9 protein-coding genes are annotated in these 15,529 nt (G+C 71.0%); 3 read left to right on the forward strand and 6 right to left on the reverse strand.

All coding sequences use genetic code 11. The features are described 5' to 3' along the window. Window positions 1-56 precede the first annotated feature (56 nt). The 3 genes from ACWGR4_RS47565 to ACWGR4_RS47575 form a co-directional block, all read right to left on the reverse strand. A complete protein-coding gene (locus ACWGR4_RS47565; RefSeq protein WP_452134021.1) occupies window positions 57-1,232 on the reverse strand; it encodes a glycoside hydrolase family 19 protein in 1,176 nt (391 codons plus the stop codon). 294 nt (window positions 1,233-1,526) lie between these two features. Further along, on the reverse strand, window positions 1,527-5,402 hold the full coding sequence (locus ACWGR4_RS47570; RefSeq protein ID WP_452134350.1) for a phosphodiester glycosidase family protein: 3,876 nt from the start codon (window positions 5,400-5,402) through the stop codon (window positions 1,527-1,529). 295 nt (window positions 5,403-5,697) lie between these two features. Next, on the reverse strand, window positions 5,698-6,216 hold the full coding sequence (locus ACWGR4_RS47575) for a VOC family protein (RefSeq protein WP_452133911.1): 519 nt from the start codon (window positions 6,214-6,216) through the stop codon (window positions 5,698-5,700). 214 nt (window positions 6,217-6,430) lie between these two features. Here ACWGR4_RS47575 and ACWGR4_RS47580 point away from each other — a divergent pair, with 214 nt between their 5' ends. After that, window positions 6,431-7,795, forward strand: coding sequence for a pyridoxal phosphate-dependent decarboxylase family protein (locus tag ACWGR4_RS47580; RefSeq protein WP_452133910.1), 1,365 nt, complete (start codon window positions 6,431-6,433; stop codon window positions 7,793-7,795). Between the two features lie 2,161 nt (window positions 7,796-9,956). Here the strand turns inward: ACWGR4_RS47580 and ACWGR4_RS47585 are convergent. Both ACWGR4_RS47585 and ACWGR4_RS47590 read right to left on the reverse strand, forming a co-directional pair. Then, window positions 9,957-11,342, reverse strand: a complete 1,386-nt coding sequence (locus ACWGR4_RS47585; RefSeq protein WP_452133909.1) for a hypothetical protein — start codon at window positions 11,340-11,342, stop codon at window positions 9,957-9,959. 267 nt (window positions 11,343-11,609) lie between these two features. Further along, a complete protein-coding gene (locus tag ACWGR4_RS47590; RefSeq protein ID WP_452133908.1) occupies window positions 11,610-12,248 on the reverse strand; it encodes a TetR/AcrR family transcriptional regulator C-terminal domain-containing protein in 639 nt (212 codons plus the stop codon). Between the two features lie 113 nt (window positions 12,249-12,361). On the opposite strand from ACWGR4_RS47590, the gene ACWGR4_RS47595 reads away from it, so the two are divergent. Beyond that, a complete protein-coding gene (locus ACWGR4_RS47595; protein ID WP_452133907.1) occupies window positions 12,362-13,612 on the forward strand; it encodes an FAD-dependent monooxygenase in 1,251 nt (416 codons plus the stop codon). A 39-nt stretch (window positions 13,613-13,651) separates the two neighbouring features. Here ACWGR4_RS47595 and ACWGR4_RS47600 read toward each other — a convergent pair whose 3' ends face one another. Then, window positions 13,652-14,323: a TetR/AcrR family transcriptional regulator gene (locus ACWGR4_RS47600; protein ID WP_452133906.1), complete on the reverse strand. Its 672-nt coding sequence runs from the start codon at window positions 14,321-14,323 to the stop codon at window positions 13,652-13,654. A 79-nt stretch (window positions 14,324-14,402) separates the two neighbouring features. On the opposite strand from ACWGR4_RS47600, the gene ACWGR4_RS47605 reads away from it, so the two are divergent. Next, entirely contained in the window at window positions 14,403-15,053 is a 651-nt protein-coding gene (locus ACWGR4_RS47605; protein WP_452134144.1) for an O-methyltransferase, read from the forward strand. Window positions 15,054-15,529: the final 476 nt, after the last annotated feature.

The following is a 15,529-nucleotide window of genomic DNA, read 5'->3' on the forward strand; positions in this document are numbered from 1 at the left end:
GACCGCCCGCCCGAATCCGGCCGCGGGGCGGCCCCCCCCCCCCCCGCCCGTCGGGCTCAGCAGCTCAGGTTGTTCCCGGGTGTGGTGCCCAGGATCGACACGAACGACTGGTAGCTGTTGATCCGGCTCTGCACCTGTGCGGGATTGCCGCCGTTGCATTCCAACGAGCCGTTGATGCTGCGGATGGTCTCGCCGAAGCCCGCGCCGTTGACCATCGCGTTGTGCGGGGTCATGGTGCCCGGCCCGTTCTGGGTGTTCCAGTACCAGAGGCCGGTCCGCCAGGCGACGGCCGGGTCGTTCTGGACGAGGTTGGGATTGTTCAGCAGGTCGATGCCCAGCGCGTCACCCGCCGCCTTGTAGTTGAAGTTCCAGCTCAGTTGGATCGGGCCGCGTCCGTAGTAGGCGGCCTGGCCGGCGGGGCATCCGTAGGGCCGACCGGCGTCGCAGTAGTGCGGGTAGTTGGCGGTGTTCTGCTCGACGATGTAGACGAGGCCGCCGGTCTCGTGATTGACGTTGGCCAGGAACGCCGCCGCCTCCTGCTTGCGCACGGTGTCGCTGCCGGTCTTGGCGAAGCCCGGGTAGGAGCCGAGCGCGGCGGTCAGGCCGGCGTATGTGTAGAACGGGTTCCGGTTCGGGAACATGCGCTCGAACTGTGCCTGGCTCACCACGAAGTCGCCGGGGTTGCCACCGTTGCCGCCGGTGCTGCCGTCGGTGGTGGATCCGGTGGTGGATCCCGTGGTGCTTCCGGTGGTCGATCCCGTGGTGGATCCGCCGCACGAGTACGGCTCCCAGTACCAGGTGCTGATCACCGGGTCGTAGCCCGGGTTGGCGTTCTTGGCCCGGTAGTAATTGCCGTTGGTGTAGCGCACCACGTCACCGACCGCGTAGGACCGGCCGGCCACCCAGTCCGGGTAGGTACAGGTGCCGCCACCGCCGGTCGTACCACCCGTGGCACCGCCCGTGGAGCCACCGGTGGTGCTGCCGCCGCCTCCGCAGGCGCCCTGGTCCGTCCAGACGTCGGCGGTTCCGGGGGTCTCGCCCTGGGTCCACCACTTGGCGCCCCAGTTGTGGCCGTTGTACGAGGCGGTGGCGCCGCCCGTGTAGACGGCCGACGCGTTCCATCCAGCCGCGCAACTCGCGGCGGCGGCAGTCGAGGCGAAGGGCAGCGCCGCCGCCCCCATGCCCACGATCGCGATGGCCAACAGGAACCCGATGATTCGTTTTCTCGCCATGGAAAGCCCACTCCCCGGCGCGCGAAACACGCCGCGCCTGATCGACGGAAGTACCGATGCGGGTACTTCGACTGCCGTGCCGGGACCGGCGCCTGCCTCGTTCGAGGCCCCTGGACGGGATGGTGCGGGGCTCACTCAATACCAGTGGTCTATACCAGTCAAGACTTTCGGTGCGATTGCCTGTGTGCGTCGGAACGGCTGCGTCCCGCAAGACCGTTGGTTGCGGTCGTGCGGGACGCGGGGTGGTGCGGTGTGTCTACCGGGTCCGATGCGGCAACCGCGGCGGGCGGGGGGTTACAGCGCGCCGCACTGGTCGGACTTCGGTCCGGAGACCTTGTTGGGGATACCGCCGTTGATGGGGGGTGGGGTGTTGAGGCGGCAACTCAGCGGGCCGGCGACGGTGTTGCCGGCGACTACCGTGATGCCCCGGTTGAGGCTCAGGTCGGCCGGGCCGCCGAGCCCGGACCACAGGAGCATGACCGGGCCGGTGCTGCCGCCGGCCGCGACCGGGCCGCCGACGGTGGTGTCGGTCAGGACGAGGACGGTCGCGCCCCGGGAGGAAATCGGCCCGGTGACGGTGGAGTTGGTGGCGATGAGGCCGGCGCCGGGCTGCACCAGGATCGGGCCCTTGACCGTGGCGTTGTCCAGGCAGGTGATGCCCGACGTGACGGCCAGGGGCTTGGCGGTGCTGCCGCGGATCGTGGTGGTGCAGGCGGCCGGGTCGAAGTCGCCGACCTTGACCGGCTGTTCGGCCTTGCCGCCGCCGACCGTGACGGTGAGTGTGGCCACGCCGGGGCGCAGGCCGGTCAGGGTGCCGTAGGCCGGGTCGTAGGCCGCGATCGCGCCGCGCGGCGCGGAAGCCGGCGAGCCGATGTGTACGCCGGTGCCGCCCCACTGGGCGGTGACCGGCCAGGCGACCGGGACGGTACGGCCGTCCTGGGCCATCGTGGTGGTGACCGGTTGGGTGTTCAGCACGCCGAGTGTGGCCGGGGCCTTGAGGGCGACCGACTCCGCGTACGGCTTGACCTCGGCGCGCAGCCACGCGGCGTCGTCGGTCGGCACCGCGAACGGGTCGGTGACGCGGCCCTTGGCGGGGTCGATGCCGAGCATGGTCCAGCCGACGAAGCCGCCGCGGTCGGGCTCGGCGGCCGGGCCCTTGCTCGAGTTGCCGTTGATCAGGTACGGGACGCCGTCGACGCTCGCGGCGTGGAACGCGCCGACGTGGCCGCTGACCATCGCCGCCGACTTGCCGCTGTCCGCCCGGAACGCGCCGAGCCACTGCTCGACCATGCGGGCTTCCTTGCGGTCGCCGAGTTGGCTGCCCTTGTCCGGCAAGGGGTCGTTGGTGGGGTGGTGGTCGAACAGCAGCAGGCCGGTGATGTTCGGGTCCTTCGCCGCATCGTCCAGCGCTTTGCGCAGCCCGGCGACCTGCTCGAAGCCGCCGCCGCGCAGCGTGCCCATGGAGCTGTCCACGGTGACGAAGCGGGTGCCCTTGTGGTCGAACACCTTCGAGGTCTCGCCGAAGGCGGCCTTGAAGTTGGCGATGTTTCCGGGGCCCATCACCTCGTGGTTGCCCGGCACGTAGTGCCACGGGATGGTGCGGTTGGTGTACTGGTCGAACTCGTCGAGCAGCGTGCGGGCGAGCGCGAAGTCCTCGGGTGCGGCCTCGTCCACGAAGTCGCCGGTGATCACCATGAACTCCGGCTTGGCCGCGGCCACTTCGCGCAGCGTGCGGCGCGCGTCCCGCACCCGGTCGCTGTTCGGGTCGCGGGCCACGAACTGGGCGTCGGACATCACCGCCACGCGCAGCGGCTTGGCGTCGACGGTGCCGTTGGTGAGGATCACCGGGTCCTTGACGTACGGCTGCTTGGGCAGTTGTACGTCCGGCGGCACCTGGACCCGCAGGTCGCTCAGGCCGAGCCGGCCGGTGTACTGGCGGTCCGCGTTGGTCTCCATCAGCCGGAACCGCTGGAAGGTGAGCGGGTATTGCACCCCGGCCGGGACCGGGAACTCGACCTTTTGCCAGCCCTTCCAGGTGACCATCGGGGCGTCGAGGTTGGACACCACGCCCGCCGCCGTCCGGTACTGGATGCGCGGCCAGGCGCCGTTGCCGTCGCCCTCGATCCACATCGTGAGCGCGCGCGGCTGGCCGGGCAGGACGATGCCCTCGGGCGCGATGGCGTACTGGCCGCGCGTGCCGGTCGACTTGGTGAAGTCGTAGGCCAGGGACAGACCCGGCTTGCCGTCGGGCCCGGGCGCGGGGGCGACCGCGCCGCCGGGGGCACGGTCGTTGCCCGACTTCCAGGCGGCGGCGTTCGAGAAGTCGGCGAAGGACTTTTCGGTCATGCCGACGGTGACCGCGACGGCGGTCTCCAGTTTGCCGACGGTGAGCTTGAGGGTGGCCGAGCGGCCGTCGGTAAGCGCCTTGAGATTCAGCGTGCCGTCGGGGGCGGGGGTGACCTCGACGATGCCCTCGCCCCCGGTGACCTTGACGTCGGCGGCCTCGACGGGCGCCGCGTGGCCGGTGGCGTCGTAGCCGGTGACCGCCAGGTGCGCGGAGGCGCCGGGGGCGGCCAGGCCGACCGGGTCGTCGCCGGCGGTGACGCGCACGGGCTCGCCGAGCACGGTCAGCGGCAACTTCGCGTCCTCGGCGCCCTTGGCCTTGATCGTCACCGACGCCGGGCCGGGGGCGCGACCGGTCACCACCGCGTCGGTGCCGTTGCCGGCCACGGTCAGCTTCGCGGCGGTGTCCGTCGACCACTTGGGCTTGGGTACCGCGCCTTTGACCGCGCCGAACGACTCGTCGTGCGGCAGCGCGCGTACGGTCCGGTGCAGCCCGGGGAACACCCGTACGCCCGTGTCGAGCGTCGGGACCGGACGCAGCCGGAAGCCGCGCGTCTCGCCGGAGCCCGGGGTGGTGAACAGGCCCAGGCCGTTCGCCACCGGACGTTCGCCGCCGTTGTCCGACGGGCTGCTGATCACACCGGACTGCGCCTGTCCGGGCAGTCGCGCGACCATGTCGGCGGAGCCGCCGCCGTCCATGTTGAGCGCGTTGTGCGCGCCCATGTCCCGCATCAACACGGCCAGGTTGCTCAGGTTGATGCCCGGGCTGTCGGCCTGGCGACCGTCGATGGTGACCAGGTACATGCGCCTGCCGTCGGCGGAGAAGCCCACGGCGGTGCGGGCGTTGGGTTCGTTGCCGTCGTTCTCGCCGGACTCGGTCGCGACTCCGTCGCGGACCAGGACCTGGTAGCCGCCGACCGCGACCGCGACCTCGCCGAACGAGGCGCGCGGCTTGTAGCCGATGCCGACCGGGTCGCCGGCCTTCAGCTCGCGCAGCCGGTCGGCGCCGCCGTCGCGGCCGACCAGCAGCGTGGTGCCGTCGGCGATCGGCCCGCCGCCGAGCCGGTCGCGCACCGCGACGACGCGGCCCTCGCGGATCTCGACCTCGACCACGTTGCCCGAGCCGCCCGCGACATGCGCCAGGGACGCGTTGCCCCACGCCGAGGTGAACACGCCGACGCCGCCCTCGGGCAGGCCGTAGGTGTTGACGCCCGACAGCGGCACCTCTCGGCCGCCGGGCAGTGTGGCGTTGCCCTCCAGGAACACCTGTGCCATCCGGGCCAGTCCGTCGGTACCGACGGTCACGGCCTGGTTCCAGCCCTCGATCGGCGCGTGGATCAGGCCCTTGTCGCGCGAGACGCCGGCGCCGAGCGGGGCCTCGGAGGCATTCATGTCGAAGTAGTCGCCGTTGATGGCGGCCACCGCGCCCGCGTTGTGGGCCTGCTCGGACACGGTCTGCCGGGTCGTCACCTTGCCCGAGGACAGGTAGTCGACGCTCAGGCCCTTGGTGGTCAGGTCGGCGACCAAAACGTTTCCGCGGATCCAGCCGGCCCGGCCGATGCGGTCGAAGGACGTCCGGGTCAGGCCGGGCGCGATCGGGGTGACCTCACGGCGGGTGACGACGGACTCGCCGGGACGGTCGAGCACGAGGCCGTCGGCGGCGCCGCCGCCGCCCGCCTGCGGCTTGGCGGCGGTCTGCGGCGCCTCGTCGGCCAGGGCGGCGGGGGCGGCCGCGGTGAGGCCGGCGACGAGCAGGGTGGTCAGGGCGAGCGCGGCCGCCGCGGGGCGGGGGAGGGCGGGGCGTACGCCCATGCGGGGTGGTGACACGGGGACTTCAGCTCCTCAACGCATGCGAGGATCCACCGATCGGAGCACGGCGGCGTGGCCTCGCGCAATGGCTCGGCCCGGTCGGAAGCACCGGGCCACAGGCAGCCAATCGCGGTCGAGGGACCCGAATGCCACGTTCCGGTTAACCGGTTGTCGCCCGAGGGAGAACACCGTCCGCGACTCCGCAGGAATGGGGCGGATCGGGTGGAGCCGGGGGCGAGGGCGAGGGCGAGGGCCGGGGCGTCGGGAGTCGGGTGGGGCGTGGGCGGGTGGCGTGGGAGCGGGCGGGGGCGGGTCAGGAGTCGGGTTCGGTCGTTCGCTCGGGGTGATCGGGGGCGGGGAGTTCGTTCACAAGTTCCTGGAAGACGGTGATGTGCAGGTCGGCGGGTGCGTCGAGCCTGGAGTTCAGGGACTGCCACGGCGTGACGGTCGGGGGCGCGACCGGGGTGGCGCCCGCGTCGACGAGGCGATCGGTCACGGCCCGGCTGTCGGCGACCTCGAAGGCGACCCGGATCCGGGGCGCGACCTGGCGGCCGACCTCGACGTCGTCGATCATCCGCTTCTGCTGCGGGTTCGCGATCTCCAAGGTGGCCCGACCGGCGTCGAGGATCGCGACACGGGCTCCGCCGTCCCCGGAATAGGCCGCCTCCTCGGGCAGGCCGAGGGCGTCACGGTAGAAGGCGAGCGCGGCGTCGAAGTCCTCGGCCTCGACTACGAGACGCAGTTGGCGTACGGGGTGTGATGGGGCCGGGGCCGGGGCCGGGGCCGGGGCCGGGGTCGGTTCCGGTGGCTGCGGGGCTTCGGGGTGGGGCATGGTCGTTCTCTCCCGGGGTGGACATGGGCCGAACGACCCCACTATTCCGACAGCCGCCCCGAAAGCCCCGGCAACGCGCCCGAAAAATCGGATCGTCATCACGGGGTGTGCGTGTATGTCGGGTGTCTCGAGTCTTGACCGGCCTTTTGCGCGCGGCCTAGCTTGTTTGGCGCCAAACAATCCTCGGAGGAGAACGAACGCCAAGGAGAGCGGTATGGATCTGCGCCACTGGCTCGAGGCCGCCGTGACATCCAACGAGCACTGGGCGGCGGGGTTCGGGTCCTACCGGGGCCATCCGGCCCTGGACGTGGACGACGAACGGTTCGCCGAGGTCTTCGCCACGTTCACCGAGCGGCTGACGGACAACTACCCCTTCTTCCATCCGCGTTACGCCGGCCAGATGCTCAAGCCGCCGCATCCGGCGGCGGTCGTGGGTTACCTCGCCGCGATGCTGATCAACCCCAACAACCACGCCCTGGACGGGGGACCCGCGACCGCCGAGATGGAACGCGAGGTCGTACAGCAGCTCGCCGACATGTTCGGGTACGACACCCACCTCGGGCACCTCACCACCAGCGGGACCATCGCCAACCTCGAAGCGCTCTTCGTGGCGCGCGAACTCCATCCCGGGAAGGGCATCGCATACAGCACCGAGGCCCACTACACCCACGGGCGCATGTGCGGCGTGCTCGGCGTGGGGGGACACTCCGTACCGGTGGACGACCTCGGCCGCATGGACCTCGACGCGCTGGAGGAACTACTGCGGACCGGACGGGTCGGCACGGTCGTACTCACCGCCGGCACCACCGGCCTCGGCGCCGTCGAACCGATCCACGAGGCATTGGAGTTGCGCGAGCGGTACGGCGTACGGATCCATGTCGATGCCGCCTACGGAGGATTCTTCACCCTGCTCGCCGGGTTGGACGGCCCGGAGGGGCTGCCGGCCGCGCCGTGGCGGGCGATCGCCGAGTGCGACTCGATCGTGGTGGACCCGCACAAGCACGCCCTCCAGCCGTACGGGTGCGGTGCCGTGTTGTTCCGCGACCCCTCGGTCGGCCGGTTCTACCTGCACGACTCGCCCTATACCTACTTCACCTCCGACGAACTGCACCTCGGCGAGATCAGCCTGGAGTGCTCACGCGCCGGCGCGGCGGCGGCCGCCCTGTGGCTGACCTTCCAACTGCTGCCGCCCACCCGGGAAGGGCTGGGTCGGACACTGGCGGCCGGTCGGCGTGCGGCGTTGCGGTGGGCGGAGTTGATCGAGGGGTCCGACCGGCTGGAGCTGTACCAACCCCCGGAGTTGGACATCGTGAGCTACTTCCCGATCACCTCGCCGTACACCCTCGCCCGAATCGACGAGGCCGCCGCCCGCGTTCTGCACGAGGGCATGCGCGACAGCGACGACCCGATCTTCCTGAGCACACTCCGAATAGACGCCGCCCGCCTGACCACCCGCCACCCGAAACTCACCGCCGACGCGGACGGCGCCCGAATCCTCCGCAGCGTACTGATGAAGCCGGAGTCGGAGGACTACGTAGCCCACCTCCACAACCGCGTGGAGCAACTCACGGTCCGGTGAGGGGATATGGGGCGGGGACCGCACCGGGCGTGGTCGCTCGGGGCGGGGCGGGTCCGGTCGGGTCGGTCGGGTCGATCCTTCGGCAGGGCTTTCCCGAGTGGGCCGGGTGGTTTCGGCACGGTTGAGCTCTTGGTTGCGGGTGGCTGGTGCGGGGCTGGTCGGAGTCGGTGGTGGGCCGCCGCCGGCGTGCGGGGCTCCGAGACCTGGGCCTCCCGACGAGACAGGCGTGTTGGTCGGCGGAAAAAGCGACCAGCAGCGGCGGGCGGGGTGGGTGCTGGGGTTGGGTTCCCCGGGAGTGCGTTCCCGAGTGGGTCGGGTGTTTTCGGCGGGGGTTGCGCTTGTGGTTGCGGGTGGCCGGTGCGGGGCTGGTCGGAGTCGGCGGGTGGGCCGGCGCCGGCGTGCGGGGCTCCGAGGCTCGAAGCTCGCGGCGAGATGGGTGTGTTGGTCGGCGGAAGAGCGGCCGGCAGCGGCGGGCAGGGAGGGCGCTCGGGTCGGGCTCGCCGGGCGTGCGTTCCCGAGTGGGCCGGGTACTTCCGGCGGGCGTCGCGCTTTGGGCTGCGGGTCTGGCTGGTGCGGGGCTGGTCGGAGTCGGTGGGTGGGCCGCCGCCGGCGTGCGGGGCTCCGAGGCCCGTAGCTCACGGCGAGATGGGTGGGTTGGTCGACGAAAAACCGGCCGGCAGCGGGGGAGCGGGTCGGGTCGAGTTTTGTGGAGCCTTCCCTGGTGGGCCGGGAGTTTTCGGCGGGTGGTTGGCGTGTGGGTGGCGAGGGTTCACAGAACCGGACGGCGTGAGGTGCTGGAGCCTCCGTGCGAGAGAAAACCGCAGGTCAGTGTGAAGGGAAGCCGAGTGGAGCGCCTCGGGATCCGGTTTCGGCCCTCAGTGGGCACTTTCGGTCCCTCGACGGCTTTTGTGAGGCCGAAGCACGCGAAGTCGGCTTCGAGTGCGCAGTTTCGGTCTTCACAGCGGCGTTGAGGGGGTCTGAGCGCACGAAACCGGCACTCGACGCCCGACTTTCCGCCTCGACACCACAAAACCGCAGGTCACCGAAGCTCGAAGCCCACGACCACCCAACGCGATCCGGTTTCGAACCCCAGTTCCTCTCCAACCACCCCAAACCGCCCCAAACTCACTCGGGAAGGCTCCTCGACGAACGCGACCCCACCACCCTCCCTGCGCCGGCCCCCGCAGCTCAAGGCGCAACTCTCGCCGCCACCAGCCGACCCACTCGGGAAGGCCACTCAGGGAACCCGACCCGAGCCCCCTCCCGCTCCCCGCTGCCGGCTGGTTTTTCGCCGACCAACGCGCCTGTCTCGTCGGGAGCCATGCGTCTTGGAGCCCCGCACGCCGGCGGCGGTTCACCACCGACTCTGGCCAGCCCCGGACCAGCCACCCGCAGCCCAAAGTGCGACGCTTGCCGGAAGTACCCGGCCCACTCGGGAACGCACGCCCGGCGAACCCCACCCGAGCACCCACCCCGCCCGCCGCTGCCGGTCGCTTTTTCACCGACCAACACACCCCTCTCGCCGTGAGCTTCGAGTCTCGGAGCCCCGCACGCCGGCGGCGGCCCACCCACCGACCCTGGCCAGCCCCGCACCAGCCAGACCCGCAGCCCAAAGCGCGACGCCCGCCGGAAGTACCCGGCCCATTCGGGAACGCACGCCCGGCGAGCCCGACCCGAGCGCCCTCCCTGCCCGCCGCTGCCGGCCGCTTTTTCACCGACCAACGCGCCCGTATCGTCGGGAGCCATGCGTCTTGGAGCCCCGCACGCCGGGGGCGGCCCACCCACCGACTCTGACCAGCCCCGCACCAGCTACCCGCAACCACAAGCGCGACGCCCGCCGGAAGCACCCGACCCACTCGGGAACGCACGCCCGGCGAACCCCACCCGAGCACCCACTTCGCCCGCCGCTGCCGGCCGCTTTTCCGCCGACCAACACACCCATCTCGCCGTGAGCTTCGAGTCTTGGAGCCCCGCACGTCGGCGGCGGCCCACCCGCCGACTCTGGCCAGCCCCGGACCGGGCACCCGCACCCCGAGGCGCAACGCCCGCCGGAAGTACCCGGCGCACTCGGGAACGCACGCCCGGCGAACCCAACCCCAGCACCCACCCGCCCCCTGCTGTCGGCCGGGTTCCCGGCGCTCTGCTCGGCTGTGTGGGTGGGTTACTTGTTGAAGGCCCTGCGGAGGTTGGCCAGTTCGTGGGACAGGATGTCCTGGTCGGTCAGGGGGCCGCCGGTGGCCAGGGTTTCTGGGTCGATGTGTTGGAATTCGGGCATTTGCATGGTGCCGCAGCAGGTGGATCGGTCCTGGTTCGCGCGTAGGCTCGGGGAGTTTTGGTTTGCCGGGTCGACGGTCGTTGCCTCGTGGGTGCCGTCGCCCGTGTAGTTGGGGTCGGTCAGGTTGAGGCGGCCCTCCAGTACCGCGTCGAGTGGGGTTGGGGAGACGACGACCTCGCGGAGGGCGAATCTGTTGCGCAGGAACGTGCGGTGGTTGGCCGGGTCGTTGCGTTCGGCGGACAGGCGCAACATCTGGTTGACCACGTCGGCGTAGGTCGCGTCGGTTGCGGGTGCGGCCACGATTGCGTCGAACAACAGTTTGCAGAGGTGGTCGGCGACCTCGATGAGGACGATCGTGGGGTCCTTGGTCCGGGCCTGGCGGATGCGCTCGAACGCGTAGATGTCGGCGAGTGTGTCGTAGATTCCGCCGGTGAACACCTGGGAGATCGCGTGTACTTCGTTGCCGACCTCGCTGAGCTTGAGGTCGTTGTCGGCGTTGCGTAGTCCGAACGGGAGTCCGAGGGCCTGGCCGAACTGTTCGGCGAGGGCGGACAGGAACTGGCGGGCGTGCAGGTCGGCCTTGGCGAGTGCGACCAGGGCCTCGGCCTGGTCCGGTTGGGACAGGGCGAGGAAGATCGCGGTGAGGTCGCCGAAGGACTCGTGCAGGCCGCCGGTCTGTGGGGTATTGCCGCTGCTCAGCCAGCCGGGCTTGAGGCCGTCGAGGATGGAGTGCCCGGTCTCGTGCGCGACGATGTCCAGGGACCGGCACGTGAAGACGGGCGAAGTGCCGCCCTGGGGTGTGAAGAACAGGAACTTCAGTGCCTTGGCCGCCCGGCTGTAGAAGGCGTTGGCTCCGGATCCGGCTCGGGGGAAGACGGTCAGCCGGTCGATGTTGCCGCCGACGTTCCAGGCGAACGGGATCGGCGCGCCGTCGTTGTGTCGCTCGTACATCGACACGGTCTCGTGCACCACCGCGAACGCGTGTGCGCAGTCGAACTCGGCGGTGCCCGGGTCGAATTCGAAGTCGCCGGTGGTGTTCCTGGCGACCGGGGTCACCCCGGGAAGCTCGGTCGAGACGCGGGCGTCGGTGGGGCCGTTGAGCACGACCGTGGGTATGAAGACCGAGCGCACGGCCGGGTCGGCGACCGTCGGGTCCTGCTTGAAGATCCGGAAACGGTGACCGGGAACCGGCGGCACTGGTACCGGAATCGGGCGCGGCGCGGGGATGGAGTCGGTGAGAACCGCGCCGTGGACGCTCCGGAGATTCGGCATGTATCCCATCCCGCCTTTCTGCAACGCGACACGGCGCGTTGCCGCGTGTCGGTGAGGGTGACCACGGAGAGCGAAGAGCAAAGGGCCAAGAGCGAAAAGGGAGTAGCGCAGAGCGAGAAAGCGCGGAGCGAAGGGCGCAGAGCGGCGTTGCTCGCCGCCGTCGTGGTACACCCGGATACCCAGCAGAGTCCGCCGGGTTTGCCGGATGGTCAATACACCGATTTGCGGTTGATCGGGGCATTGTCGGCGAAGCCGAATTCGCCCTGGTTACACCCCTGTTGCGCCGGTCGTGCTGCCGATGCGGGCGGCCAGGCCGTCGAGGATAAGTCGTACGCCGTAGCGGAAACGCTCTGCGGAGTCGGTGGCCGTCAGGGCGTCGAGGGCGGGGCCGACGTCGGGGTATTCGCGCGCGTCGATGTCGACGGTGTGCTCCTGCCAGGCGCCCCGGGCGACGAGTTCGTCCCGCGCCTGCTCCTCGATGGTGTGGCCGAACACGAAGTGGAGCAGGGCGAACGCGGCCAGGGCGGCCTCTTCCCGCGGTGCCCCGGCGGCGATGACCGCCTGGATGGCGACCTGGCCGACCCGCAGCGTGTTGGGTTCGCGCACGTAGGTGCCGGAGACGACCCGGGCGCCGTCGCGGTGGGACATCAGCGCGGTGCGCAGTCGCCAGGCCAACTCCGCGAGCCGATCCAGGCCCGGTTGGTCGGGATCGACGTCGCCGACGCCCTCCATCAGCCGCTCGGACATCGCGTCCAACAGTGCCTGCTTGTGCGCGAAGTGCCAGTAGAGGGCGCTCGGTTGCACGTTGAGCACACCGGCGAGCCGACGCATCGTCAGCTTGTCGAGGCCGTCCGTTTCGAGCATGGCCATGGCCCCCGCGAGCACGTCCGAGCGGTGTAGGCGCACGCCGTCGATCCCTTCGTCACCGTGTTGACACGTACCGCCACCCTACCTAACCTGAACAGTGTTCTACATGAACACCGTTCAGGTTGTGTTCGGGAAGAGAACGAGGAGTAATCGTGGAGAACCGCAACGTGCTCGTCGTCGGTGCGAGTGTGGCCGGGCCCGCGCTCGCCTACTGGCTGCATCGATACGGCTTCGACGTCACCGTCGCCGAGCGGGCGCCGGCGCTGCGGCTGGGTGGGCAGGCCGTGGACATCCGGGGCGTCGCCCGGGAGGCCGTCGAGCGGATGGGTCTGGCCGCCGAGATCCGCCGTGCCCATACCGGCGCACGTGGCCTGGCCTTCGTCGACGCCGCGGGGCGTAGTACCGCCACCGTGCCGGTCGACCTGCTCGGCCACTCCGGTGGCGCGGTCGCCGAGATCGAGATCACCCGCGGCGACCTGGTTCGTATCCTGCACGAAGCCACCCGCGCGGACACCGAATACGTCTTCGGCGACGGCGTGATCGGCCTCGACCAGGACGACGACGGCGTCACGGCGCACTTCGTCGGCGGCGCCGATCGCAGGTTCGATCTGGTCGTGGGCGCCGACGGGCTGCATTCCGGGGTGCGGGCCGCCGTCTTCGGCCCGGAAGCGTCGTACGTGCGACCGCTCGGCTCACACCTCGCGATCTTCGCCACGCGCAGCCCCGTGCCGCTCGACGGCTGGTGGAAGTTGTACAGCGACCCGGTTCGCGGCGGGGCGCGGACGGCGGGGCTGTACCCGATCGGCGTCGACGGCGAGGCTCGGGCGATGTTCTTCTTCGACGCGCCGCCCACGGAGTTCGACCGGCACGATCCGGTGGCCGGCCGGGAGTTCGTCGCCGATCGTTTCCGAGGCGCGGGCTGGGTCGTACCCGAGCTGTTGGAGGCCATGTGGGACGTGCCGGACTTCCATCTCGACGCGGCGAGCCAGGTACACATGCAGCGCTGGTCGAAGGGCCGCGTCGTGCTGGCCGGCGACGCGGCGCACTGTCCCGCGCCGCTTTCCGGCATGGGTACCAGCCTCGCGCTGGTCGGCGCGTACGTGCTGGCCGGCGAACTCGCGAGCGCGGGCGACGAGTACCGCACGGCGTTCGCCCGCTACCGACACGAGATGGCCGACTACGTCGAGCGGTGCCAACGCCTCGCGCTCGACAACACGCCGGCGATCCTGCCCGGGAGCCGGGCCGCGGTGTGGGTGCGCGATCGCACCACGCGCATGTTGCCGTGGACGCGGCACCTGCCGCGCCTGCCGTGGGCGAGCGGCGACGGAACGGACGAGGCCGCGAGCGCGCTCACGCTCCGGGACTACGCGGCCCGCGCGAGTTCGGTCGAGCGGATGGGCTGAACCGCGCGGGGTGGAACGCCCGATTCGGTCTCCGGCCGGTCAGGGGGTGGCAGGGCGGGCGTGGCGGTCGAGGAAGGCGTCGACGAGGGCGTCGGTGTAGGGGGTGTCGATCGGCTCGTCGGTGACCAGGACGCGGTAGTAGAGCGGGCCCACCAGTCGGTCGGTCTCGCCGGCGATGTCGAGGTCGGCGGACAACCGGCCGTCGGCGATGGCGCGTTCCAGGGCGAGGCGGTCGCGTCGGCGCTGCGCGTCGAGCCACTTGGCGCGGAAGTCGCGGCCGAACGCCGGATCGTGCTGGGCCTGGGCGATCAGCGCGCGGAAGACGGCGCCGGAGTCGGACTTCGCGAGGAAGTACGCGAGCCGGCGCAGGTAGTCGCGCAGGTCGTGGGCGAGGTCTCCGGAGTCGGGCATCGTCAGGTCCTCGGCGGCGTCCTCGAGGAAGGCGTCCATCAGTACGTCGGTCTTGGTGCTCCACCACCGGTAGATGGTCTGCTTGGCCACCCCGGCGCGGGCGGCGATGCCCTCCATCGTGACGCCGGCGAAGCCCTTCTCGACGAGCAGGTCGTCGGCCGCCTCGATCACCGCCAGGCGGGCCTGTTCGCTGCGCCCGTGTCGGTTGCCGTGGTGCTGTCGAGCCGATCCGCCGGGGGCGTCCGATCCGCCGACGGTGGGGGTGGTGCGGGCGTCGGCGCCCGGTGTCCTCGATGTCATCTCGCCTCCTCGGGTCGAGGGTATTGCATCCGGGAAAAGCCGCTAGCGTAGACGCGACGTTGCGTCTACGCTAGCGGCCATGACATTCACTCACACGCTTGCCGACCCCCGCATCCGCACCGCCCTCGACCGGATGTTCGCCCTGGCCGAGCGCGACGACGCCATCGCCGCGACACTGCCCGCCGGCTACGCCTCGATGTCGGCCCACGAGAAGGCCGACGCCGCGGCGGGGATCCACATGCCGATCTCCGCCGCGGGCGGTGTGCTGCTCTACAACCTGGTCCGGGCCACGCGCCCGACGACGGTGGTCGAGTTCGGCATGTCGTTCGGGATCTCCACGCTGCACCTGGCCGCGGCCCTGCGGGACAACGGCGCGGGCCGCGTGTTCACCACGGAACTCAGCAAGGAGAAGATCGCCGCGGCCCGCGGCACCTTCGCCGAAACCGGCGTGGACGACCTGATCACCGTGCTGGAGGGGGACGCCCTCGACACCCTCGCCGCACTGGACGCACCCGCCGACTTCGTACTGCTCGACGGCTGGAAGGACCTGTGCCTGCCGGTGTTGCGCCTGCTGGAGCCGCGCCTGCGGCCGGGCACGCTCGTGGTGGCCGACGACATCGACCAGAGCTCGATGCAGCCGTACCTCGACTACGTACGTGACTCGGGCAACGGCTACGAGAGTGTGAGCTTCCCGGTCGAGGACGGGATGGAGATCAGTTGTCGCCTGTGACGAGGCGGGGCCGGGTGCGGCGGCCGGGGTCGAAGGTCAGGGGTCAGCCGAATCGCGTGCGAGGGGTGGGTCGCCGCGCGTGATTCGGCCTATCGGTCACGCCGGGTGGTTTCTAGACTCCCCATGGGTTCCACCGGGATCGTGGGGCGTCGGGCCGATATCCGGCCCCGGCCCCGGGCGTCGACGCGGGTGTTCGACCCGTTCATTCGCCATGCCATCCAGGGGGACACCGTGCGCGTCCGGAGGTCGGATCGCACGTCCCGACGGGCGTTCGCGCCGCCGCCGATCCCGCTCGCACCGGGAACACCGGCGGAGGAGCGCGAGCCCTTCGGGTACGGCGGGCCCGTGGCTCCCGATGAATGGGGCCGCCACGGCGGGGACTTCGTCGATCGGGAGCGGGGGTCTCGGGGGAGGCTCGTGCTCGCGGCGTTGCTCCTGGTCGCCGGCGCCGTCGTCGCCACCGTCCTGTTGACCGG

Source organism: Embleya sp. NPDC055664, from assembly GCF_053618075.1.

Coding starts and splice junctions, on each gene's coding strand:
- ACWGR4_RS47585 (WP_452133909.1), bottom strand. CDS start 11,342: ATGCCGAATCTCCGGAGCGTCCACGGCGCGGTTCTCACCGACTCCATC.
- ACWGR4_RS47605 (WP_452134144.1), top strand. CDS start 14,403: ATGACATTCACTCACACGCTTGCCGACCCCCGCATCCGCACCGCCCTC.
- ACWGR4_RS47600 (WP_452133906.1), bottom strand. CDS start 14,323: ATGACATCGAGGACACCGGGCGCCGACGCCCGCACCACCCCCACCGTC.
- ACWGR4_RS47580 (WP_452133910.1), top strand. CDS start 6,431: ATGGATCTGCGCCACTGGCTCGAGGCCGCCGTGACATCCAACGAGCAC.
- ACWGR4_RS47575 (WP_452133911.1), bottom strand. CDS start 6,216: ATGCCCCACCCCGAAGCCCCGCAGCCACCGGAACCGACCCCGGCCCCG.
- ACWGR4_RS47565 (WP_452134021.1), bottom strand. CDS start 1,232: ATGGCGAGAAAACGAATCATCGGGTTCCTGTTGGCCATCGCGATCGTG.